Below are 23,399 nucleotides of genomic sequence, written 5' to 3'. Positions count from 1 at the left end.
TACTTTAAAATCAAGGCATAAGCATATGCATTCCGTAGGCGTAATCTATTAATCATAGTGTATTCAGACTGACTAGCTAATTCGCCCCCCAAAGTCACACTCTGGACGGAAAAGCAGCTTTTTGTCGCAAAGTTTCTCTATCGGGCCTAACTAGCGTACAATCACGGGCCTAGTGTGTAATATTTAGTGAAATACAAATGAATAACAAAACATTCCAAGTTGGCGGCTCAATCGAAAGAGCGTTGAAAGGTGAGAGTGATCTTCAGTCACTGTCTGTGCTTCAAGAAGCCTGGAAGATCACAGCCAAGAATTTTCTGACTTTCTTGCCAGCGGTTATTGGTTTGTTTCTGGCACAAGTTGCGCTGCTTCTGCTGGGCCTTCAAGTGCAACTTGGAAGTGCTGCGGTGTTTTTCGATGCCGTTATAACTGGCGGCGAGATGTCTGCCTCGGTCATTGAGGCGGGTTATATGGCAAATTTCTGGTCGGATGTATTAAGTGCTCCTCTGTTGGCGGGCGTTAGCTTGATGGCATTGAACCATGCAGTTGGTCTGCCAAGTAAACCAAGCTACTTGGTCAAGGGGTTTCCTTTCGCCCTGGTTTCAGTTATCACGGTGCTGCTCAGCGCTTCGTTACAGGGTATCGCCAATGCGATTTTCCCTATTTTCGGTATGCTGCTTTCGATGGGCTTTAGCATGGCAATTATGCTGGTTTGCGAAAAACGTTTATCACCACTGAAAGCAATTCAGTTTTCACTCGTGGCAACTTTGCGTAAACTACTGCCGATGACAGCTATTTTTATTGTCATCCTAACGATGTTTATTATTTCATTTGCCACTGCTGGTATCGGTTTAATTTGGACGATCCCATTCTTCTTTAATGTGAAAGCCATTATCTACCGCAATCTTTTTGGTGTCTCGCTGCATGTTACGACAGTTCAGAAAGGACAAAATGATAACGACCAAAACCAGCAGGGGGATCCAAAGGTTTTTGACGCGTGATAAAAAATATAACAACCAGTAAAGTTGCCATTCTTGCATTAGTCAGTGGATTGACAGCATGTGGCGAAATCCCATTCCAAAGCTCCAGTGATGAGGCCGCCTCGGCCTCTTCACAAAATGCCAAGCCAGACTTTTCCCAAATCACCGACGTTACTCTGAAGAAAGCGGCCTTCTTCGACTTTCTTCGCCCTGCCGTTGAACACGAGAATCAACGGATAACAGAAGAGCGTCAGTTCCTCGAGTCGGTTTTATCTTCAGTGAATACCGGTAAATCGCTTTCTCGGGATCAATATGCCTATGCCCAAAAGCTCGCTGACGCCTACAAGCTTCCGCTTGACGGTAATATGATTACCGCCGATTGGCTCGCGGCTATGCTGGAGCGTGTTGACGTCCTTCCCGAGTCGCTTGTCCTTAGCCAGGCGGCAAATGAATCAGGATGGGGTACCTCACGCTTTGCAATCGAAGGCAACAACTATTTTGGCCAATGGTGTTATCGTAAAGGCTGCGGCTTGGTTCCTAATGCACGGAATGAAGGAGCGAGCCATGAAGTGGCGGTATTCGCATCACCGTATTTATCAGTGCAAGCCTACTTCATGAACGTGAATACCAATCGTGCCTACCAAGACTTGCGTGATATTCGCTCTGCACAGCGCAAGGCCGGTGAAGTCGTTGAAGGTACGAAACTGGCAGAAGGACTAAGCCGTTATTCAGAGCGTGGTCATGCATATGTTGATGAAATTCAAGCCATGATCAAGCATAACAATCAATACTGGCGCCAAGGATAAAGGATGAAGTTAACCCATTGGCTAGTCGCAGGCTTGTTTGCCAGCACTTCGCTCTATGCTCATGACGCATCGGCACAAAACGTTGAGATGCGTTACAGCACACTTTACAGCAAGCTCAAACAAAATATCAAAGAAGGACATGATGATGTCAAATTGGCACTGTTCCTTCTCAATCAGCAGGATGGCAGTGTCTGTCAAATCCACAAGGGATCGATGCGCAAAGATGAGCATTATGAAGAGTTAGTGATCCCGGCAAACAATGAGCTGACGGTGCCAATTGATAGTAATTTGCGCCAGGCCAACCCAGACGTTACCTATGTCATTGACGATGGCATTACCTGTGATGTTTCGATGCAAGTCATTGCTAAGCAAGATTACGGCACCTCAATCCAGCAAGCCGATGTTGCCAAGCTTGTTCCTCAGATGAACCAGATTTTGTCAGATCTCGGTGGAATGTTTTCGGGATGGTTCATGCCTGATGTCGAAGGGGTTGTCGTGCACTTTGGCAGTGGTGATAGCAAGGTTATTGAGTTATCGACATTGGCTGAAGGTGAGACGATAACATTTCATCGGCCAGCCGTTAAGGTCACCCCTTGGATTCCGCGCCACTAGCCACTTAATGAATACCTCAAGCGACTTGACGTTACTTGGGGATAAAACCCGAGTGACATACACTCGGGTTTTTATTTACCCGGCTAGTTTAGAGAGCAGTAAGAAGAGTTGCACAAATGATGTTTCTGCAGTTCGCCATATGTCGACTTGTCCCACTTATAGATGTTTTCAAACTCTGCACTTTCCAGCGGCGGAATATAGCCGACATCATACTGACTGAGATAATATTTCTTAAATAACTCTAACTTGTAGTCCTTGTCATACCAGTAGGTTATTTTTGATATCGCATTGTTCGGAAGTCTAGCTTTAATGGTGTTAAGCTCATCTTGTGCTTTGTCGGGGTTTGCTCCGGTATAGGGCTGATCTTCTCCAAAATAAATCTGGCACTGAGCATCTTTGCCCAAGTCATGTGCTGCTTTCATCACCGCTTCACGAACTACAAAATGATCAATGTGTGAACCATTGGCGAGTAGGACAAACGCTGCACAATCTTCTTGTTTGAGTATCGGGGTTATATCTGCAGCAATTCGGTTGTAGACGTCAATTTCAGCCTGCCTGAAATCAGAAAATGTACCACCAGGCCCTCCACCAGCCGTCGGTGATCCTTCATATAATCGCAATGGCGCATCGTAGAACCCGGCTGTTTTATAACGGAAGTTATTCCAGCTGCCGAACATTTCAGTGTGGGCGCTAAAATCTTCATTAAAGCGCATTTTCGTTATATCAAGCACCCGTTTATTGGTTAAGATATCCAGATGATTAGTAGAGTAGTTTGACAGGCTAAAGAATACCTCTGTTACATTGGTTTTGTGCTCTATACTACCTTCATTGGCTAATTTGCTGATGAGTCCACCAAAGGTAAGTAGTATGTCATCGGGGTGGGGGCTTAAAAAGTAGAGGTTTTGCTCCGGTATTGTCGAATATGTCTGGGCAGATACAACACTCGGTACCATAGCAAGGGCAAGAACAGTAACAGCTGTTTTTAACGGGCTTTTTCCTATCTTCATGTTTCACATCCTAATTGTTTTCAAACTATGAGGTGACTGCTTTAAACGCCGAACATTACAAAGAAACTTGCAAGAATATGAAATGAACGGCCATGCTTTTATTTGCTGACAATCCTAGCAATATATTTCGCTTGATAAGTAATTTATAGTTATTTATTTGTAAGCGCTTTCTTACAAAAGCGCTAAAACAATACGTAGATCCAATTAACCAACAAACAACTTGCCCTGTTTGTTGATAAAACATATAACTAGTTCGATTGTATTTGTCAGGGTTTCTTATGGACAAGAAAAACATACTTGTTGTGGATGATAGTGAAGAAATTAGAGATGCGCTCAGCGAATATTTAAGTCGTTCAGGGTTTAACGTTGTTACAGCATCTGATGGTGATGAAATGTGGCAACAAATAGCTATTAATGAACCGCATCTTATTGTACTGGATATAATGCTTCCCGGTGAAGATGGCTTTACACTATGCAGTAAAATACGCTTAAAATCACATGTCCCCATTATAATGCTGACAGCGGTATGTGATGAAGTCGATCGCATTACGGGATTGGAAGTCGGGGCCGATGATTATATTACTAAAACATTCAGCCCTAGGGAGTTATTAGCACGAATCAAAGCACTATTACGTCGCAGTGAATTCAATAGCGGTACGTTATTCAGCCGGAGGGTTGGATTTTTAAATTGGACTTTCGATACGGTCAAAAGGCGGCTGGTCCATGCTGATGGCGAAACAGTCCAGCTTTCTGGTGCAGACTTTTCTTTGTTGAGCTTATTCGTGCAGAACCCGAATAAGATTTTCAGTCGGGATGAAATCGCCCAGTGGGTGTGGGGAAGAGATGCTGAGCCAATGGAACGGGGGATAGATGTGCAAATGAGTAGGCTTCGGAAACACCTTCATGATCATGATCGTTCAATTATCCTGACTGTCAGAAATAAAGGATACATGTTGGCTGTTGATACCTTTTTTGAGTCATAGATAATTAATGAATAAGCTTCCACCACTTTTTAAGTCAATTACATTTCGCGTTGGGGCTACATTATTAGTAGTCATTATCATTGCCGAATTAATCGCCGGAGCAATTTGGTATCATGCCAATGAAGAAGAGAAAAAGGAAAGCATTAAACAAACTGCTTTGAGTATTGCTGAGGGGGCATTAGATACCTACAGTTACTTTCAATCACTCCCAGTTAACTATCGCCATCTAATTCTCAACCAGTTGCGAGAATCAGGTGGAACACGTTTCTTTATCTCTATCAATGATAAGTATATTCCTAATAATACCCTTACCAGTTTTCGCTATACACCATGGTTGATTCAAGAGCTGGAGCAGGAACTGATGTCTTCACTTTCCGGGGTTGAAGAAATTCATGTTGCGTTAACGAAAAGAGAAGATATACGGGTTTTTAATTCTGCTATTAGGCTGAATGAACTGCCGGAGATTTGGACCAAGTACAGCTTGGTTTTGGGTGAGTTAAATCTCCCTATTTTAGTGATGCAAATCAAAATGTCCGAGCAAGAATGGTTTTATATCGCTTCGGTTTTACCCGTGACATTTTCGAGTTTATCTACACCGTTTATAGAGCAACGTCAGTTTATTTTTCTTGGTATTACATCCGTGCTATTGATGCTTTGTACTGCGTGGATCGTCCGAAAGGAGCTGCGCCCCATTAAATCATTGGCAAAGGCGGCCACACTGATGGGCTCTCAGTTAGTGGTCAAAGAGATCAAAGAGGAAGGGAGTTCAGAGATGAAGGCTACGGTTCACGCCTTTAACAAAATGAACAGGAGAGTGCGATCATATATCCGTGACCGAGAAATGCTATTCAGTGCGATATCCCATGATTTGAAAACGCCACTTGCCTGCCTCAAATTGCGGACTGAAATGCTCGATGATGAGCAGACAAGGTTGCGGTTTGAAAAGCTGCTCAACGAATTCGAGTTGCTGCTAAAAGGGGCCTTGCAGTGTATTCGCGAAACCGACATTCATGAAGAGCCTGAGACAATCGACATCGCCAGCCTCTTAGTGCAGTGTGCCGACTATTATAACCGTCATAAGCCAACGGTGTCTCTTGAACACATCCCGGACACTCACTACGTCGGCAAACCGGTCGCGATAAAGCGTTCAATTTATAACCTGGTTGATAATGCGGTTTTGTATGGTGAAAAGGTGGATATTTCGGTCTTGAATTCAGCATCATACCTTGTGATCACCATACGAGACTATGGGCCTGGGATTGAAAACAAATTGCTGGAAAAGGTTTTTGAGCCTTACTTCAGAACCGGAGATCAAGACGTCGACGGATCTGGCCTCGGGTTAACGATTTCAAGAAGTATTGCACGTTCTCATGGTGGCGACTTGATACTGAATAACCACCCGGAGAGGGGGCTGATAGTAGAATTATTTTTATCGAGAGACGTATGAAAAAGGTTTTAATTGCAGGACTTATCACTTCTATTTTTTCAGCTCACGCCGCTCAGGATCTGCAATTCCTCCATTGGTGGACTTCTGAAGGTGAGGTCAATTCCGTCCAGGTTATCAAACAAGAGCTGGTAATGAATGGGTTTAACGTCTTGAGTGTTCCTGTTGAGGGAGGAGGCGGGAAAATTGCTAAGTCAATCCTCCAGGCTCGAGCAATTGCCGGCAACCCACCGGATGTCGCGCAACTTGAGGGCCCGTCGATTAAGTCGTGGGCAGCACTTGGTTTTTTGCACAACATCAACGATGCGGCTCAACAACACTCGTGGGACGAGAATTTGTTTAAGGTTGCCCGTGAAATACACCGCTATAACGGTGAATATGTTGCCATTCCTGTAACCCTCCATCGCCTCAATTGGATGTGGGTAAACCATGACGTGCTGGAGCGTTATCAGCTCGCTATCCCGGAAACGTGGGAGCAGGTAATCGAGGTATTTTCGCAACTACAGGAGCGCGGGGTTGCGCCACTGGCTATTGGGAATGAGCCATGGCAGATTGTTCAGTTGTTTGAGAATATTGCTTTTGGCTTAGGAGGCGCGCAATACTACAAAAAAGCCTATATTGAACTGGACGCCGAGGCGCTTTCCAGCCAGACCACATTGGAAGCGTTGCACTTATTTCGGCAGATTAGTTCGCTAGTATTACCTTATCTTACCAAGCAAACCTGGGATTCGGCAACCCGGCAATTGCTCGAGGGGAGCCGGGCTTTTCAAATCACTGGAGATTGGGTAGCCGGTGATCTGATGGCGTTGAACGGTCAATTCCCAGAAAAGATTGGTTGTTATCCCACGCCAGCTCATCATCCCGGGTTTATTTATAATATGGATAGCTTGGTACTGTTTAAGAGCCCGCATCTCAAGGCGGAGGTGGCGAATCAGGTTGCAAAATCAGTATCAACCCCCGAGCTCATATCGTCTTTTAACAAACAGAAAGGGTCAGTGCCGCCTTATCATAACGCGTCTTTGTCAGGCTTTAGTTCATGTGCTATTGATGCTTATAAGGATTTCCTATTGGCAGAAAAGCAGGGCAATCTAGTACCGAGTATGATTGATTCGATGGCCGTTAGCCCGGTCATCGAAAAGGCGGCGGCTAATGAATTGTTCCGCTTCTTCAATGACCCCTCAATCAGGCCGGAGGATGTCATTTTGCATATGCAAAGCATGGGGGCGAGCAACATAAGTTTGTGAGTGGTATTGGAAACAGATAAAACCCGGCTTGCATGCCGGGTTTTATTGTTAGAACAAAGAGGGCTGGACTATATTGTTAAATCGCGATCCTTTGCTTTAATTCTAATCCCCCCTTTCTGGTGTTCTGTTACCTTCAAGCCATTGGGGGTTTCGTAGGAGATGTACAGTTTGGCGTGGTCATTGCACCATTTCGAGACTTGAGAAGTTAAAAGAGAATTGGGTAAGTAACGAGAGTGACAACATTGGGAAAAGTTAAGTTGAGCTTGCCGTTTGAATTCAGACGCTATGCGAGGATAGAACAAATCAAGCTTTTCGTTACCGTCTTTATTGCAGAAGTGCAAGTTCGCTTTTAGTTGACCTTTTCGATATCTCAATTTTAACTTGGCGGGAATATTATCGTTGATTACGGGTATCTGAACATCCAGAGTCTTTTCAATCGGTTCATGCGGTAGAAAGAGTTTAGTAAGCATAAGACCTCCTTGGTTAAAGCCATCTTATGCACTATTTAAGAAAATATTTTCCACCGATGTCACACATACTGAATGGCAGCCAAATAAGATGTGAGTTCTATAGTGAACGATCAACCTTTTACATTTCCACACACTTTATCTTCGGCTACACCGAGCAATTGATCAGGCAATATCGAAGTTCTCGTTCACTGTCCTTCATGCCGTGAAAAATTTTTTTTGTGCGCGACGGTCACACTCATACTGAGGGGTATTAATCAAAAATGCTAGTATCACTGTGATTTGCGCTAAAAAAATTGGTCAGCGCACCGGCTTATCTTCATTTAATGAACAAAAAACTGATTCATCGCAATTCATTTAACTGCTCCCATCTGGATACTTGGTGCCCATATTACTTAGTTGAACAAAATGAGTGGGACATGGATAACTTAATTGAGCGTTTTTTACGTTACGTGAGCTTTGAAACTCAATCAAACCCTGCCAATGCCCACTGCCCAAGTACTGAGGGGCAGCGTGTATTAGCTCAGCAACTGAAAGAGGAGCTAGTTGAACTTGGTCTTTCAGATGTCACACTGGATGACAATGGTTATCTGACAGCCCGTCTGCCATCAAATGTTAGCCATGAGGTGCCGACAATTGGCTTTATTGCTCACATGGATACTGCCCCTGATGCCTCTGGCAAAGATGTGAAACCTCAGATTGTTGAAAACTATCAAGGTGGAGATATCGCGCTAGGTATTGGTGATGAAGTGTTGTCGCCAATCCAGTACCCAGATCTTAACAAGCTTCATGGCCACAACCTGATCACAACTGACGGGACGACATTGCTTGGTGCGGACAACAAAGCGGGTATTGCGGAAATCATCACTGCCGTTGCTTATTTAAAGGCTAACCCTGAAATTGAACATGGCGACATTTGCATCGGCTTCACGCCGGATGAGGAAATTGGCCGCGGTGCAAACTTGTTTGATGTTGAAAAGTTCGGTGCAAAATGGGCTTATACCATTGATGGCGGTCCTGTCGGTGAGCTGGAGTATGAAAACTTTAATGCGACGTCGGCTGATGTGATCTGCCATGGTGTCAATGTCCACCCAGGGACAGCCAAGAATAAGATGGTCAATGCCATGAATATCGCGGCGCAGTTCCAGCTGATGATGCCAGCAGAGGAAACCCCTGAGTGTACCGAGGGCTACGAGGGCTTTTATCACCTCAAATCAATGGAGCCTTCCGTCGCACGCACTGAACTTGGCTATATTATTCGCGACTTTGACCGTGAAGGGTTGGAGCACCGCAAAGCCTTCATGCAGGCTAAAGTAGACGAGCTTAACAGTAAGCTAACCAAAGGTCGTGTCGAGTTGGTTCTAACTGACTGCTACAACAATATGCGCGAAATGGTTGAGCCTCATCCACACATTATCGAACTGGCGAAACAGGCCATGATTGAGTGTGATGTAAAACCTGAAATCAAGCCGATCCGAGGTGGTACAGACGGCGCTCGCCTGTCGTTTATGGGGTTACCTTGTCCAAACATCTTTACTGGCGGTTATAACTTCCATGGTATTCACGAGTTCATCACGATTGAAGGTATGGAACAAGCCGTAAAAGTGATTGTGAAGATTGCCGAGAACACGGCAAAGTACCAGCAATCCTAATTGCTAACCCGCTACAGTAGTTCAATGAGATACCCAGCATTCGCTGGGTATTTTTTAGCTATCGCTTGACCACTAATCGATACAACATCTATCAAGAACGGGTGGTTGTTTTTGTTCTTTTGTGCTAACTTTGTCCATATATAGACAGATGGAGAAGCGATGATGAATGCAGCGCAAGCAACCCAATACCAGCAACTTGCACAGGCGGGCAATACCGTTTTGCCAGTTGTATTCAACATTCTTGATAAGTGGTCATGCAGCCAAAATCAGCAGATGGCTCTGCTTGGCTTAACCAGCCGCTCAACACTGAATAAGTATCGAACCCATCCCGAGTCTGCCAAAGTGTCAAAGGACCTCTTGGAAAGAATGAGTTATATACTAAACATTCATAAGTGCCTACGTATTATGTTTACTGCAGAAGAGAGTGTTTATAATTGGGTGCAAAAGCCCAATAACCATCCTTTCTTTGCCGGCCGCTCGGCAATGGAAATTATGTGTCAGGGCAAAGTGGTTGACTTGTACCAAGTCGCAGCGCGATTGAATGCATGGCGTGGTGGACAATCTTAATGGACATCAATATTGAAGAAATGGCTAGATCGTCTTTTTATGAACAACTTTGTTATCGTTTGATCCCATCTAAATACCCGCCGATAAACCTGTATGAAGACGTGGCTGAGCCAGAGCAGCTGGAAGCTATTTTTGCGATTGAGGCAATTACGAATCCCAGGCTAGCAGAGGAAACCGGAGATTTTGGCCGTATCCCTCCAGAAGAAAGGTTGGTAGGGATCCCTCATTGCAGTTATGTAATGGCAGCGTTTACCCACGTGAATCCCGATGGTGCCAGATTCAATACTTCTGATTTTGGCGGCTATTATGCGTCACCCGAAGTGAATACTGCAATCAAAGAGACGGTGCATCATATTGAAAGAGTGATGGGCTATACCAACGAGCCTGCGCAGGATATCCAGATGCGCTGCATCGATGCATGGTTCAATGCTGACTTGGTGGATTTACGTGAACGGCATCTGCTCGATTCGCCGCTGTACCACCCGACAAATTATGCCCACTCACAAGCGTTGGCAACCGAAGTCAAATCGTCAAGAGGCGATGGCATTGTCTATCAGTCCGTTCGCCACCAGGGGCATGACTGTTATGTGCTGTTTAAACCGGTACTGGTAACCAAGGTGTGCCAAAGCCGACACTTTACCTACAAATGGAATGGAGATTCAGTCAATTCGGTGCTTGAATTGAGCTTGATGTGAATCAGAACAAAAAAGCCGCTATGTTTAGCGGCTTTTTATTATCAGACAAGGCGTTATTTCAAATAGCGCTGTTCAAGGTGCTGCTTGAAATACTGGGCATTGAGTCTTTCGCCGGTTGCGTCAATCAGTAGCTGATCTGTGGAGACTGTCGATGCACGTTTCCAGACATGGCGATCAAGCCAGTTGAAGATTGGTTGAAGGTTGCGCTCACGAATTAAGCTATCAACATTCATTTCTTTTTTTATCGCCGCCATAAACTGCGCCGCATAGATGGCACCGAGAGTATAGGAAGGGAAATAGCCAAACGCACCAATAGGCCAGTGAATATCCTGCATACATCCGTCTGAGAAATTCCCCCTGGTTGATATTCCCAAGTACTCGGACATCTTTTTGTCCCACAGTTCAGGAATATCTTCGACTTCAATTTTTCCCTCGACCAGATCGCGCTCGATCTCGTAGCGCAGAATGACATGTGCTGGATAGGTCGCTTCATCAGCGTCAACACGAATAAGCCCGGGCTTTACTCGGGTATTGAGCAAGGTGAGATTTTCAGGGGAAAGAGCAGGGTCATCAATACGGTGGAAAAAGTCAGCGGCCAGCGGTGCCAAAATGTCAATAAAGAGCTCACTTCTGGATAATTGCATCTCAAAAAACAGGCTCTGAGATTCATGAATACCCATTGAGCGGGCTTTGCCTGCAGGCTGACCTGCCCATGTTTCAGGCAAGCCTTGTTCGTAACGGGCATGCCCCGTCTCATGGATAACGCCCATCAATGCCGATGTAAAGTCAGCTTCATCATAGCGCGTGGTAATACGTACGTCGGTTGGCACGCCCCCACAAAAAGGGTGAATGCTCTTATCGAGCCGGCCATGGTTAAAGTCAAAACCCAGCCGATCCATCAATGTGTGACTCAATGCCTGCTGCTGGTCAACAGGAAAAGGTCCAACAGGCTGCATGATGACATCCTGACTTTGGCGTTCCATGATTTGCTTGATGAGCCCTGGTAACCAGCCTTTGACCTCACTGAAGAGTTCATCAAGCTCAACGGTTGTCATACCAGGTTCATACAAATCGAGTAGGGCATCATAGCGGCTAAGGCCGGTCGCTTCAGCACGAATTTGCGCTTCCTGCCTGGTGAGTTCAACTACCTCTTTCAGATTCTGGCAAAAACGTTGCCAGTCATTTTTATCTCTCTGGGTGCGCCAGGCATGTTCACATCGAGAACAGGCCAGTGATTTCTTTTCTACCAGGTCGGCCGGGACAACATTGGCTTGTTGCCAGCTACGCTTCATTTCTCGGAGATTGATTATTTCATCTGGAGCCAGCTCTTCAGTAGCGGCTTGCTCAAACCATTCGCCGAGATAAGGAGCGATGGATAGTTCATGCTTGATAACGGCAAGCTCCGCCAATGCCTCTGAGCGGGCGGAATTTCCGCCTTCAGGCATCATTGCCGCCTGATCCCAAGAACAAATTGCCTCGAGGTGTTCTAGCCGCGAAATCTTTTGATTATGGTGTACTAACTTTTGATAGAAAGTCATTGTCATTCCTTTAATTTGACTCATCTCTGCCTGAGAAAATGCCTCGTTACTCCATCCTAACGGCATTTTAGCGCATCCGCCATGCCTTGATACTTAGGTTCCGGTCTTGTTTGAATCCATTTAGCATCGAAATACGCGAAGTTAAGCAGGAAATCTTGCTCAAAATTTTATATCTTGGGTTAAAAAACACGCTAACTTAAATGCCCAGTTGTAACGGATTTTACAATAACGTAAGACTTCGTAAAGCATACGAGATTTCATGCTTGGGTTAGATATACTGCTCCCAATGACACCATCGACGGCGAGAAAAATGAAAATACAACTGAAACACACTTTTCGCACCTTAACTGCAGGTACACTCTGTCTTTCGGCCTCTGCCTTTGCTGCACCTACAGTCATTCCTGATGCACCGATTCTGGGGGCAAAAGGTTATGTATTGATGGATTACCATACAGGTCAGGTATTGGTAGAGAAGAATGCCCACGAGCAACTTAACCCGGCAAGTTTAACAAAACTAATGACTAGCTATGTGGCCGGCCAGGAAATGAAAAGCGGCAACATTAGTGAAGATGATCTTGTTGTGATCAGTCGCAATGCTTGGGCCAGGAACTTCCCGGACTCATCAAAAATGTTCATTGAGGTTAACACTGAGGTTAACATGATGGATTTGTATCGTGGCTTGATTGTTCAATCAGGCAACGATGCCAGTGTTGCCATTGCAGAGCATGTTGCGGGTTCAGAAGGGGCGTTTGTTAGCCTGATGAACTCTTGGGCCAAAAAACTCAATATGAACAACACGTCTTTTTCAAACCCGCACGGCCTTGATAGCGATAAGCTGTATTCGACACCGTATGATATCGCGTTGCTGGGCCGGGCCTTGATTAATGACTTGCCAAATATCTATTCAATCTACAGCGAGAGGTCGTTTACCTATAACAACATTACTCAGCGAAACCGCAATGGGTTGCTAGGTGACCGTAGCCTTAATGTTGATGGTATGAAAACCGGCTATACGGGTGGGGCAGGTTACAGCCTTGCGAGCTCTGCAACCGAAGGGGACATGCGTCTGATTTCGGTTGTAATGGGATCGAGCAGCCCGAAAGCCCGAGAGGCAGAAAGTAAGCAGCTACTGAATTATGGCTTCCGCTTCTTCCAAACGGTTTCTCCGCATAAACAAGGTGATGAGCTGATTAAAGAAAAAGTGTGGATGGGCAATACTGATACCATCTCGCTGGGCACAATGGAAGATACATACGTGACCTTGTCACGCCGTGACGTGAGCAAGATGAAGGCTTCCGTAGAACTGACATCTGAGTTGACAGCACCGATCAATGAAGGGGAAATTGTCGGCAAGATTTTCTACCAGGTAGATGGTAAAGACGTTGCTGAAGTGCCTCTGGTTGCGCTGGAATCCGTTGAAAAAGGTGGGCTGTTCAGCCGTTTGATTGATTACATCAAGCTTTTCTTTATTGGCCTGTTTAAGTAACCGATAGCCCTAGTAGTCAAAGAGTAGAGAGCCGTATCAGTTTGATGCGGCTTTTTTGTAAAGACCCTATAAATCAATGATAATAAAAAGCTTTTTTTCAAAACAATCAGAATCTAAAGAGTCCGATGAGTAACTAGGCGCGCTCGGAAGTAGTGGTGCCATGAGTTGCTTGTGGTGCGTAGCCCTCGCAGTATGAATTACTGGTTGCATATCAGGCCGTATCGAGCGCTAGCTTCTGTCGCAGACAAATATTTCAACTGGCTTAAAAAATCCGTATAATCCACGCCTTACGAAAATCCAATCAGGAAATCAACAGCCGGTACTATCGGTAGTGTGAGAAATCGCAATGAATCAAACAGATACTAGAAAAGAAACACTTGAGTTCAACAAACTTCAGAAGCGTCTTCGAAGGAATGTTGGTAATGCCATTATTGATTACAACATGATTGAAGAAAATGATGTTGTGATGGCATGCATCAGTGGTGGCAAAGATTCATTTGCGATGTTAGATATCCTATTGAATCTTCAAAAAGCCGCACCGATCAAGTTTGAAGTTGTCGCAGTAAACCTTGATCAGAAGCAGCCGGGTTTCCCTGAGCATATCCTGCCGGACTATTTTGAAAGCCTCAATATTCCGTACTACATTGTCGACAAAGATACCTACTCTGTCGTTAAGGAGAAGGTTCCGGAAGGCAAAACAACCTGCGGTCTGTGTTCTCGCTTGCGCCGCGGTACCTTGTACTCGTTTGCTGAGAAAATTGGTGCGACTAAACTGGCTTTGGGTCACCACTTGGACGACATCGTAGAAACCATGTTCTTGAACATGTTCCACGGCTCGCGCCTTAAAGCGATGCCACCAAAGCTACGTTCTGACGATGGCCGTAACGTTGTGATCCGCCCTCTAACATACTGCCGAGAAAAAGATCTGATCAAGTACGCAGAGCACAAGGAATTCCCAATCATTCCTTGTAACCTATGTGGCTCGCAAGAGAACTTGCAGCGTCAGGCGATTAAGGCAATGCTGATTGATTGGGACAAGAAGACGCCGGGTCGTGTCGAGAGTATCTTCAAGTCGATTCAGAACGTTAGCCCAAGCCAACTGGCTGATAGAGAGCTATTTGACTTTGTGAATCTTCCACTAGATCGTGAAGGTGATAGAGAAGAGTACCAATTCAGTGAAGCCATTGTTTCGTCTACGAATATTGACGAGTCTATGTTCATTGATGTGACAAACATCTAATCAATAGGAAAAGGGGGAATAAACGATATTCTCCCTTTTTTTATACCGATTTTTGTAAATTATCTTTTTCATCTTAAAAGTATCAACGCGATGAACAAAAAGTCGCATAGTATCTTTATGTTCAATCAATATGATTTAGTAAGTAATAATTAAAAAACTATAATATGCTTATTATCGAATGTTGATTATGTCATGAGGTAAGTATGCCAGTTCATTTAATGGAGATGAGATTTTATACTTACGGAGCAATAAAAATCTTTGAAAGAAGAAAAACCAGACTACAACGTCTTCGCTACATAATAACCCTATGCGGCATAGCGTCTCCGGTACTTATCATGCTGGTCGTATTCATAAACAGTCAACGCTTCATCATTATAGCAACAATGGTTATTATCACATCCATTGTATTATTGACTCAATTATTTCTTTGCATTTGGTCCCTGATGACCCAATCGGATGATCAATACCACTACGCTATCCAAGCTTTGACCACAAGTAATTCAATTTTAGAAAGATTATCCGCACTCATTGATAGCAATGACACCATTTCAAGTCGTGTTTTATCCGACATAAGAAATGACTATCATGCACAATTTTCAGGTGAGCATGCTTACAAAATATCGGCAAAGGAAAAGCGATATGGTTATCGCCAGAGTTTGATAAAGTTCTCGCAAGCTTGTTCCTCGTGCCAACTAAAGCCAAAAGACATGAACGCATCCAATTGTGACTTATGCGGAAAGTTTTAGCTTAAACTAAGATTTCCTGGCTATTCATTATCATTGCGTAGTTGAATGCCTAGAGTTTATCCCGTTATCAGATTAATATCCCCAATAAGCAAAACATTCATCCATAATCGTATCTGCTTCAAGAGGGAAATCAATGAACCTTAATCATCTCGATCTGAATCTGCTAAAGGTTCTCCTCGTCTTGTTGGAAGAGAAAAACACCCACCGTGCAGCAGACAAACTGGATACCAGCCAACCGGCAGTGAGTAGGGCGCTGGGGCGCCTTCGTGAAGCGTTTGATGATCAGCTTTTTGTTCGCCATAATCGGGGACTTAAATTAACTCCTCGAGCAGAAGAGCTAGCTGCTGTATTGCCAGGGATCTATACACAACTTGAGAAAGCATTAGAAAGCAAGCAATTTAACCCTGCTGAAATGGAAGGCCGGTTCCGAATAGCACTTAACGGTTTCTTGATTGAGAGTTATGGAACTGAGATATACCACTTATTTAATCGTTATTGCCCAAAAGTTGAACTTGAGTTATATAGCTTTGGTTCCAGCACCATAAGCCAACTTCAAGATGACCGTTGCGATTTGGCGATCACTTACCAGCCTTTAACGACACCAAAAACTATCTACCAGAAGAATATTGCCAAGAGCCAATTTGGTTTTATCTGCCGCCGCGGGCTCATTGAGGAGCACAGGACGATTCCCATTGAAGAGCTGGATAACTACCGCTGGGCCGGTATGGTAGTGCCAGGGTTTAATGAACAAATGGAACTGGTAAGAAAGTATGTAAATTTGAATGTTAAGCCAGCATTTCGTAGCCAGCACGCCATACCGATCCTGCAAGCTATTAGAAGTGAAGATATGCTATTTATCGCCCCGCGCGAGCTTTATCATATCGTCGACCAAAAGAAATACCAATTCGTTGAGATGGATGAGCAGGGGCATGCATTTCGACGTGACATTATGGATATTGTTATCGCCTATAACCAGAAGCACTGGAATACTGAAAAGTATCGCTGGATAGAGCAGCTGCTCAAGGAGATCAAAGTAACGCCATAATGAGTGAAAGTGAAATAGCAAATTGGTATTAAGCTTTCATTCAGAGATGCGTAATTGATATTTCACTAATCCATTTCTGCCATGGGTTTCAGGCACTAGCCGCCATACAATGTGTACATCAAGTGAGGGAGTTCAAACTCACTGAAAAATTTCTCAACACTCTCAAGGACAGAGGGGACTGATAATACACACAGAGGTAGGTTATGAAAAAATCAGCTTTCGTTATCATCAGCGCTTTGGTTCTGTCTTCGCAGGTTATGGCAAACGATGTACTTGACTATCACCTATCAACAGCCGGTGAACGCAGTGCGCCAGCAACACACCTCGTCCAGCAGGTTGATACACCAGCGATGAGTGTGCTTCAAGCCCAGCTAACCACTTCCGGTGATGCATCGATGCCTGCAGGCCATGTTGGCGATAGCCAAGTTCATGATTCAAGCAAGTCGGTATTTGAATACCACTACAATACTGCTAACTAACTCCCCCCAAAATCGAATCCTTTTAGGGCTGATGTGTGCTCATCAGCCCTTTTTTTATCGGCAAAAATTGATGTTATGCTGCAGGCTCACAGCAAAGAGACTAATTAAGATTGGATGTAAGTTGTAATCGGTTATAATGACGAAAGACAACAAATCATTATAAATCAATATTATGCTTATACCATCCATGATTCGCCGCTCAAAGCCTATCAAAACAGCGCTTGTTGCACTTTGCTTATCTATCTTGGCAGGCTGCTCTTCATCTCAATCCCAGCAGCTAGGTATGCGCAGCAGTACTGTGACCAAAACACCTCAGCAAATGACCAACCTTGAAATTTGCGAAACTTACGCCTTTGGACGTCGAGCCACGCATACACGGGTTGCTATTGCCAGTGAGTGGAACCGTCGAAACATCAGCCATGCATACTGCAATAAGATTCGTAATGAGCTTTACATAACATCGTTCTTGAAAAAACTTGCAGATGCCGAAGAAAGACCACCTAGTAACCAGGTACAACCGGTCCAGCCCATTGAAACACACTAGGCTAATCCCTGACAGTCGTTATAAAAAAGCCTCTTACGAGGCTTTTTTAGTTAAGGCAGGTTAGGGCTCAAAGGGCTGATATAGCCTTCGGGCTTCAGTGCTAGCAAGTCGCAATTTAGACTGTCGATGGTATGTTCAGCAGTATTACCAATGAAAACTGCAGACAGTCCAGTTCGACCAGTTGTTCCTAAAATCACTAGCTCTGCATCGATATCTTCCGCTACCTGGGGAATAATATCTTCAGGCAACCCTTCAAGAACATGGGTCTGCTCTTCGGGTAATCCGTGCTTGTGACGAAGAGCTTTCATAGACTTAAGATGATGCCCCCTGACGGCATCGGTATAAGAAGCCGGGTCAAACTCTGGCAGTTCAATCGTGATGTTAACTGGGGTTGCAGGATACGCATTCACCAAATTAACTTCAGCCCCGAGCAGATCGGCGATGGATTTTGCCTCTTCGACAATGGCGTCGTTAAGTTGTTCATGAGTTTCATCATCAGCGGCAAGATTCACGCTTGCGAGGATTTTTCCGTTTTCTGGCCAAATGTGATCCTTCACCATCAGTACTGGACAAGGGCACTTGCGTAGCAGGTGCCAATCAGTAGGGGTGAAAATCACCGAGCCAATTTTATCGTGATCATGGGTTGCTTTGATGAGCAGGTCGTGGTGGTTGCTAAAGATCTCCGCAATGATGGCTTCATAAGGTCGGTTATGCCAGACAACCGTGAGCTGGATGTTGAAACCGTCGTCCGTGTAAGGACGGATTAAATCTTTGAGCCATTCTTCTCGTTGCATCACGACACCGCGGCGCATCGCCTGGCGCTCATCTGCTGAGAGCATCGAGGTCATCTCGTAGGAGAAGTCATAGATTGCAAGGAAAAGGGTAATTTTTACATCGTCTGAGCGACGAGCAAGGTGTATAGCGCGAGACAATGCTGGTTGATGATCCTGTGCAGGATCGGCAACAACGAGGATATTGCTGTACTTGGTCATAACTGCCCCCTTACACTAACCGTGTTGGCATCTAAACCAGTCTCTGTTCCCTCAAAGGAATGATATCAATCTGTCGCTTTTGGGCAGAGAAACATTCAGAGTTATTTTACCCAAATCAAGTTCTTGTTATGAATATGTCATAAAAAGCGTCTTTGGATACTAATAACTGTAACGTAAAGGGAAAGAATAGGGGAGTGACGGTATGAAATTAATATAAAAAAAGTGATACGGCTCGCGTATCACTTTTTACAATCATTCACTTAGGCGATTAACTTAAGCGATGGTGTTTTTGTTTACACCAGCAAGCTTCGCTAGTTCTTCGTGGTTAAGGATCGTGATGTACTTACCTTTGACACTCAACATTTCAGACTTCTGGAAACGGCCGAGTAAACGGCTGATTGTTTCAACGGTTAGGCCTAAATAGTTCCCGATATCACCACGTGTCATCGTAAGGCGGAATTCACGCGGAGAGAAGCCGCGCTGTGAAAAACGAAGAGATAAGTTGTACAAGAAGGCTGCAAGGCGCTCCTCGGCATTCTTTTTGGAGAGCAGCAAAATCATTTCCTGATCACCTTTAATCTCATTACTCATCAGACGCATGATTTGCTGACGAAGTTTTGGCATTTTCCCTGACAGATCATCCAGAATTTCAAACGGAATTTCACATACCATCGACGTTTCCAAAGACTGGGCAAAACTCGGGTGCATCATTTCATTGATAGCATCGAAACCGACTAGATCGCCGGCCAAGTGAAAGGCAGTGATTTGCTCATCACCTTGCTCAGTAATGGTGTAGCTCTTGATGGTACCCGAACGAATTGCATATAGCGATTTTAGCTCATCACCGGCTTTGAAAAGCTCTTGGCCTTTCTGGATGGGCTTCTTGCGTTCGATAATTTGATCTAGCTGATCTAGCTCAGACTCATTCAACGTAAATGGAATACACAACTGACTGATGCTGCAATCCTGACAGTGGATCGCACATCCGCCTGATTGGATACGTTTGGTTGTTAGTTTGTCTGAAATCATAAGCCTGTCTAACCAATTTGATGTAGGTCAATATTTTAACATAATATGAATCATTATGACGAGTATTAAAAAAGCCTACATTATTTGTTTGATTGCGATATAACCAGTATGAACCCCGTAGGCCAATAACAGCAAGGCGCTCACTCTCTTAAAGTAAAGATTTTTAAGCCACTTTTGCAGGTGACTTGCCATTGAACCTACCGCGAACATAGCAGGCAATGTACCCAATCCAAAGGCCAGCATCACGGCAGCACCTGATGTGGCACTGCCTGCAACGGCAGCCCAACTCAATGTGGAGTACACCAATCCGCATGGTAACCACCCCCAAACCACGCCGAAGGGGATAGCGGCTAATGGGGTACGTAAAGGTAGCAGGTTCTTGGCTACCGGTGATAGATATCGCCATAGACCTTTACCCAACCCCTCGATTTTGCTGACACCATGCCACCATTGGCCTATATATAACGCAAGCAAGATCATCATAGCCGCTGCAAGCAAGCGCAGTGATGCTAGAGCTGCAGCTTGCCCACCATAGTTTGCCAAGCTTGCAAATGCACCACCGATAATCGCACCGGCAATCATGTACGACGCGATTCTGCCGAAATTATATAACACTAAATATGGCCAACGTGAAGACTGTTGATTGTTCTGTATGCCCAGGGTGATAGCAGCAGAAACACCTCCACACATCCCTAAACAGTGGCCAGCCCCCATCAGGCCTATGATGAAAGCAGCATAAAAATCAACGCTCACCATGGGAACCACTTATTTTAGATGCAGGCTTTTCCGTAGTGCTTTCGGTTGGTTTTGACTCATCTTCATCAAACAGAATGTCGTATCCTTGTCGCTCAAGATCTTCAAACTGCTCGCTACGAACAGCCCAGAGAAAAATCCCTACGGCTATACATACGAAGACAATCGCGATTGGGATTAACAAGTAAAGACTAGCCATTTTCTTTTAATAACCTTAAAGAATTTGAAACAACGATGATAGAACTGCCAGACATGCCTACGACCGCGATATAAGGGGCCACAAAACCTGCGACGGCTAGGGGCAGGATGATCAAGTTGTAACCAAGCGCCCAAGCCAAGTTTTCTCGGATAATCTTACGCGTTTTTTGTGCCAGCTTTCTAGCACGCAAAATGCGAGATAACTGATCACCCAGTAATACCATATCAGCCGATGATTTGGCTATATCCGTGCCTCCACCCATAGCGACAGAAAGGTGTGCACCAGCGAGTACAGGGGCATCGTTAACACCATCACCGATCATTAGGGCAACTTTATCTTTATCTAGGCTTCTCAGGTAATCCAGCTTACCTTCCGGAGAGACGCCGGCTTCAAGGTGATCAACACCCAATTTATCAGCCACAAGTTTGGCTGATGCAGAATGATCGCCTGTCAGCATCGTAACTTGCATCCCTTGGGCCTGAAATTGCTTGATAAGCTCAGGGCTGTCTTCACGGATTGGATCATCCAACATAAAGCCTGCGACTAACTCAGCATTGCAACTTAGCCAAACCTGAAAGCGGTTGTCACACCCAGCAAGGAGTTGCTCTTTATCGGGATTCAGCTCTAGGGCAAAACTTGCTTTACCAATTCGCCACTCGTTACCATCTAGCGATCCCTTTAGGCCACTACCGATGACATTCTCAACATCACTGAATAGGGGAACCTCTTCGCGGTAAATTGAAAATGCGCGGGCAATTGGGTGATTAGCAAAACGCTCCAATTCAGCTGCGATGATTAGGGCCTGCTCATTACTATGGTTATTGAAGACCTGTGTTTTTACGAGCCGAATATTCCCCTCTGTCAGGGTACCCGTTTTATCAATCACGATCTGATTAACATTACACAGGGTTTCCAATACATGACCACGGCGTAACAGGATCCCCAGTCGTCCCAAGCTAGACGTTGAGCAGGTGAGCGCTGTAGGCGTTGCAAGGGAAAGGGCACACGGACAGGTTGCAACCAATACTGCCAGCGTGATCCAGAGGGCGTCTTCTGGGCGGTGCTGGTACCAGTAAAGCCAGGTAGCCGCTGAAATAACCAAGATGGCCGCAACAAAATAGCGGGCGACAATGTCTGCAATCTCTGCCACTTTGGGCTTGGAGCTCTGTGCTTCGTCCTGGAGGCGAACGATATTGGAAATTAACGAGTTCTGCCGATCTTTGGTGACTTTTAGCGTAATGTGGCTATCGCCATTGATCGTTCCGGCAAAAACCGCATCGCCAACGGTTCTGGTAACCGGCATTGACTCACCGGTTAGCATTGATTCATCAATGGCCGTTTGGCCTTTCACTATCTCCCCATCCGCAGGCAGGCTTTCACCTGGCAATACCGTGACAACGTCACCGACCTTCAGTGTTTTTGCTGCTATCTGGGAGCCATCTTCCAATGTGGCCATTGCAGGAACAAGCTTGAGCAGGTTAGCACTGGCCGCAGCAGCGTGGCGACGAGCTCGCATCTCGAGAAAACGCCCAAGCAAAAGGAAGAATGTAAACATCGAAATCGATTCAAAGAATACTTCGCCTTTTTCCATGACCGTAGCGTAAAGGCTGGCGACGTATGCGAACAACAAGGCAATGGAAACAGGGACGTCCATCCCTAGGGTTCGCGCCCGCAGGTTACGCCATGCGTTGAGATAAAAAGGAAGCGCAGAATAGAGAAGCACCGGTGTAGCGAAAATCAAACTTACCCAGCGAAGGTAGTTTTTGAACTCGGCATCTAAATCACCAAAGATTTCAAAATACAGCGCTACTGCCAGCATCATCACCTGCATAGTGGCGATTCCAGCAATTCCAAGACGATAGAGGTAGCCCTTCATGGTGCGGTGGTACTGCTGTTCTTGAGCGTCTGCTTCAAAAGGAGCCGCTTTATAACCTAGGCGGTGAATAACACCCAAAAGATGGCTGAGTTTGACGCTGTCAGGATCCCAAGCCAGAAGAGCTCGGTGAGTGGTTGTATTGACCTTGATCGACACAACACCAGGCTCACGCATCAGCTGCTTTTCAATCAGCCATGCACAGGCTGCACAGGATACACCATCGAGAGAAAGCGATGCTTCTTTGCAATTTTCGTTGTCACGAACGAACTCTTGCTGGATTTCGTCATGATCATAGAGGAGGAGTGATTGTAGTTGCTGTGGTACCAAGTCTGCTTTTTCTGCCGGTGCAGTGCGGTACTCGTAATAAGAGGTGAGGCCACTATCAACAATGGTTTGTGCCACGGCTTCACAACCTGGGCAGCACATTTCACGAGGTTGGCCAAGAATTTCTACATGGTGATGGCAATCCTGTGGAACAGGATCGCCGCAGTGATAACAGTCTTTCGTCATTCCTTAATCTGCCCGTACAGCGAAATCGGGTCGGATGTTGGCAGGTTAACACGTCCTTGTAACATCCAGTCTCCATCAAATGGTTCTAGCTCAACAAACCATGGACCTTCAATAACCTCTGGAGATTCAAAGCGATAAGTCCCTGATAAATCGGCGCTCACCATTTGAGTAAAATCTTTATTAGCTAGAGTACGGTGTGTGAATGTCACACGCAAATTTGGATAGTTATCTAGATCACCTTTATTGAAAAAAACGTTGATGTCTTTGTCACTAACGGCAACTTGCGCTTTTAAGTTTAAGGCATCGGCGACGCGAAGGCGGGATAGGTCGAGGTTAATCGCCTTGCCTTTCTTGTAATAGTCTTCAGCGACTAGGTCGACTTTATTCTGAGAGAAGATATAGACAGCTGTCAGGCTATAAACAATTGAAGTAGCAGGAATGGCAAAAACGAACCATGGCCAGAACTGCTTATACCAAGGTTTACCCATATTGATTACCTATGTCGCTT

At 45.2% G+C, this 23,399-nt stretch carries 23 protein-coding genes; 14 read left to right on the top strand and 9 right to left on the bottom strand.

From position 1 onward, the window contains the following. Positions 1-197: 197 nt before the first annotated feature. Genes C9J03_RS12235 through C9J03_RS12225 form a run of 3 tightly spaced genes read left to right on the top strand, consistent with a single transcriptional unit; the run spans position 198 to position 2,395 of the window. The gene (locus C9J03_RS12235) at positions 198-998 is read left to right on the top strand and encodes a DUF2189 domain-containing protein (RefSeq protein ID WP_039461258.1); all 801 of its coding nucleotides are present in this window, start codon (positions 198-200) and stop codon (positions 996-998) included. Beyond that, the gene (locus tag C9J03_RS12230; RefSeq protein ID WP_082008526.1) at positions 995-1,783 is read left to right on the top strand and encodes a glucosaminidase domain-containing protein; all 789 of its coding nucleotides are present in this window, start codon (positions 995-997) and stop codon (positions 1,781-1,783) included. The genes C9J03_RS12235 and C9J03_RS12230 overlap by 4 nt, the downstream gene beginning before the upstream one ends. Positions 1,784-1,786: 3 nt before the next feature. Then, positions 1,787-2,395 carry a DUF2987 domain-containing protein gene (locus C9J03_RS12225; protein ID WP_044623373.1) on the top strand — a complete coding sequence of 203 codons (609 nt, stop codon included), beginning with the start codon at positions 1,787-1,789 and terminating at the stop codon, positions 2,393-2,395. 83 nt (positions 2,396-2,478) lie between these two features. On the opposite strand, the gene C9J03_RS12220 is transcribed toward C9J03_RS12225, so the two are convergent. Beyond that, positions 2,479-3,402 carry a PIG-L family deacetylase gene (locus C9J03_RS12220; protein ID WP_044623372.1) on the bottom strand — a complete coding sequence of 308 codons (924 nt, stop codon included), beginning with the start codon at positions 3,400-3,402 and terminating at the stop codon, positions 2,479-2,481. A 278-nt stretch (positions 3,403-3,680) separates the two neighbouring features. Between C9J03_RS12220 and C9J03_RS12215 the strand changes: the two genes are divergently transcribed. Genes C9J03_RS12215 through C9J03_RS12205 form a run of 3 tightly spaced genes read left to right on the top strand, consistent with a single transcriptional unit; the run spans position 3,681 to position 7,073 of the window. Beyond that, positions 3,681-4,385, top strand: a complete 705-nt coding sequence (locus C9J03_RS12215; protein WP_044623371.1) for a response regulator transcription factor — start codon at positions 3,681-3,683, stop codon at positions 4,383-4,385. A gap of 7 nt (positions 4,386-4,392) precedes the next feature. Continuing rightward, positions 4,393-5,832: an ATP-binding protein gene (locus tag C9J03_RS12210; protein ID WP_044623370.1), complete on the top strand. Its 1,440-nt coding sequence runs from the start codon at positions 4,393-4,395 to the stop codon at positions 5,830-5,832. After that, complete coding sequence (locus C9J03_RS12205) at positions 5,829-7,073, top strand: ABC transporter substrate-binding protein (RefSeq protein ID WP_044623369.1); 1,245 nt, start codon at positions 5,829-5,831, stop codon at positions 7,071-7,073. Before C9J03_RS12210 ends, C9J03_RS12205 begins: the two co-directional genes overlap by 4 nt. A gap of 68 nt (positions 7,074-7,141) precedes the next feature. Here the strand turns inward: C9J03_RS12205 and C9J03_RS12200 are convergent, their stop codons facing one another. After that, entirely contained in the window at positions 7,142-7,543 is a 402-nt protein-coding gene (locus tag C9J03_RS12200; RefSeq protein WP_039461245.1) for a hypothetical protein, read from the bottom strand. Between the two features lie 416 nt (positions 7,544-7,959). Between C9J03_RS12200 and pepT the strand changes: the two genes are divergently transcribed. From pepT to C9J03_RS12185, 3 genes are all read left to right on the top strand, one after another. Then, positions 7,960-9,192: a peptidase T gene (gene pepT, locus C9J03_RS12195; protein WP_044623368.1), complete on the top strand. Its 1,233-nt coding sequence runs from the start codon at positions 7,960-7,962 to the stop codon at positions 9,190-9,192. Positions 9,193-9,351: 159 nt separating this feature from the next. Continuing rightward, complete coding sequence (locus C9J03_RS12190) at positions 9,352-9,759, top strand: MbcA/ParS/Xre antitoxin family protein (protein WP_231580667.1); 408 nt, start codon at positions 9,352-9,354, stop codon at positions 9,757-9,759. Further along, on the top strand, positions 9,759-10,454 hold the full coding sequence (locus C9J03_RS12185) for an RES family NAD+ phosphorylase (protein WP_231580666.1): 696 nt from the start codon (positions 9,759-9,761) through the stop codon (positions 10,452-10,454). The genes C9J03_RS12190 and C9J03_RS12185 overlap by 1 nt, the downstream gene beginning before the upstream one ends. A 53-nt stretch (positions 10,455-10,507) precedes the next feature. Here C9J03_RS12185 and C9J03_RS12180 read toward each other — a convergent pair whose 3' ends face one another. Further along, positions 10,508-11,992, bottom strand: a complete 1,485-nt coding sequence (locus C9J03_RS12180; RefSeq protein WP_044623367.1) for a carboxypeptidase M32 — start codon at positions 11,990-11,992, stop codon at positions 10,508-10,510. A 310-nt stretch (positions 11,993-12,302) separates the two neighbouring features. Here C9J03_RS12180 and C9J03_RS12175 point away from each other — a divergent pair, with 310 nt between their 5' ends. The 5 genes from C9J03_RS12175 (at position 12,303) to C9J03_RS12155 (ending at position 16,988) form a co-directional block, all read left to right on the top strand. Continuing rightward, entirely contained in the window at positions 12,303-13,478 is a 1,176-nt protein-coding gene (locus C9J03_RS12175; protein ID WP_044623366.1) for a D-alanyl-D-alanine carboxypeptidase family protein, read from the top strand. A 346-nt stretch (positions 13,479-13,824) separates the two neighbouring features. Further along, positions 13,825-14,718: a tRNA 2-thiocytidine(32) synthetase TtcA gene (ttcA, locus tag C9J03_RS12170; RefSeq protein WP_044623365.1), complete on the top strand. Its 894-nt coding sequence runs from the start codon at positions 13,825-13,827 to the stop codon at positions 14,716-14,718. Positions 14,719-14,921: 203 nt separating this feature from the next. Beyond that, positions 14,922-15,464 (top strand): mobilome CxxCx(11)CxxC protein, encoded by a 543-nt coding sequence (locus C9J03_RS27290; RefSeq protein WP_044623364.1) that lies wholly within the window; start codon positions 14,922-14,924, stop codon positions 15,462-15,464. A 133-nt stretch (positions 15,465-15,597) separates the two neighbouring features. Continuing rightward, positions 15,598-16,509: a LysR family transcriptional regulator gene (locus C9J03_RS12160; protein ID WP_044623363.1), complete on the top strand. Its 912-nt coding sequence runs from the start codon at positions 15,598-15,600 to the stop codon at positions 16,507-16,509. Positions 16,510-16,712: 203 nt separating this feature from the next. After that, positions 16,713-16,988, top strand: coding sequence for a hypothetical protein (locus C9J03_RS12155; RefSeq protein WP_044623362.1), 276 nt, complete (start codon positions 16,713-16,715; stop codon positions 16,986-16,988). A gap of 594 nt (positions 16,989-17,582) precedes the next feature. Here the strand turns inward: C9J03_RS12155 and uspE are convergent. The 6 genes from uspE to C9J03_RS12120 form a co-directional block, all read right to left on the bottom strand. Next, positions 17,583-18,524: a universal stress protein UspE gene (uspE, locus tag C9J03_RS12145; protein ID WP_039461232.1), complete on the bottom strand. Its 942-nt coding sequence runs from the start codon at positions 18,522-18,524 to the stop codon at positions 17,583-17,585. A gap of 273 nt (positions 18,525-18,797) precedes the next feature. Further along, a complete protein-coding gene (locus tag C9J03_RS12140) occupies positions 18,798-19,553 on the bottom strand; it encodes an FNR family transcription factor (protein ID WP_039461230.1) in 756 nt (251 codons plus the stop codon). A gap of 75 nt (positions 19,554-19,628) precedes the next feature. Next, positions 19,629-20,306, bottom strand: a complete 678-nt coding sequence (locus C9J03_RS12135; RefSeq protein WP_044624491.1) for a sulfite exporter TauE/SafE family protein — start codon at positions 20,304-20,306, stop codon at positions 19,629-19,631. Then, positions 20,296-20,505 carry a cbb3-type cytochrome oxidase assembly protein CcoS gene (gene ccoS / locus C9J03_RS12130; protein ID WP_044623360.1) on the bottom strand — a complete coding sequence of 70 codons (210 nt, stop codon included), beginning with the start codon at positions 20,503-20,505 and terminating at the stop codon, positions 20,296-20,298. Before ccoS ends, C9J03_RS12135 begins: the two co-directional genes overlap by 11 nt. Then, positions 20,498-22,891 carry a heavy metal translocating P-type ATPase gene (locus C9J03_RS12125; protein WP_044623359.1) on the bottom strand — a complete coding sequence of 798 codons (2,394 nt, stop codon included), beginning with the start codon at positions 22,889-22,891 and terminating at the stop codon, positions 20,498-20,500. The genes ccoS and C9J03_RS12125 overlap by 8 nt, the downstream gene beginning before the upstream one ends. Further along, positions 22,888-23,379, bottom strand: a complete 492-nt coding sequence (locus C9J03_RS12120) for a FixH family protein (RefSeq protein ID WP_039461225.1) — start codon at positions 23,377-23,379, stop codon at positions 22,888-22,890. Before C9J03_RS12120 ends, C9J03_RS12125 begins: the two co-directional genes overlap by 4 nt. Between the last annotated feature and the right edge of the window lie 20 nt (positions 23,380-23,399).

Origin of the sequence: Photobacterium gaetbulicola (assembly GCF_003025515.1) — a bacterium.
Taxonomy (GTDB): domain Bacteria; phylum Pseudomonadota; class Gammaproteobacteria; order Enterobacterales; family Vibrionaceae; genus Photobacterium; species Photobacterium gaetbulicola.
The sequence above is the reverse complement of the archived record's forward strand: the minus strand, read 5'-3'. Positions and strand labels throughout refer to the sequence as shown.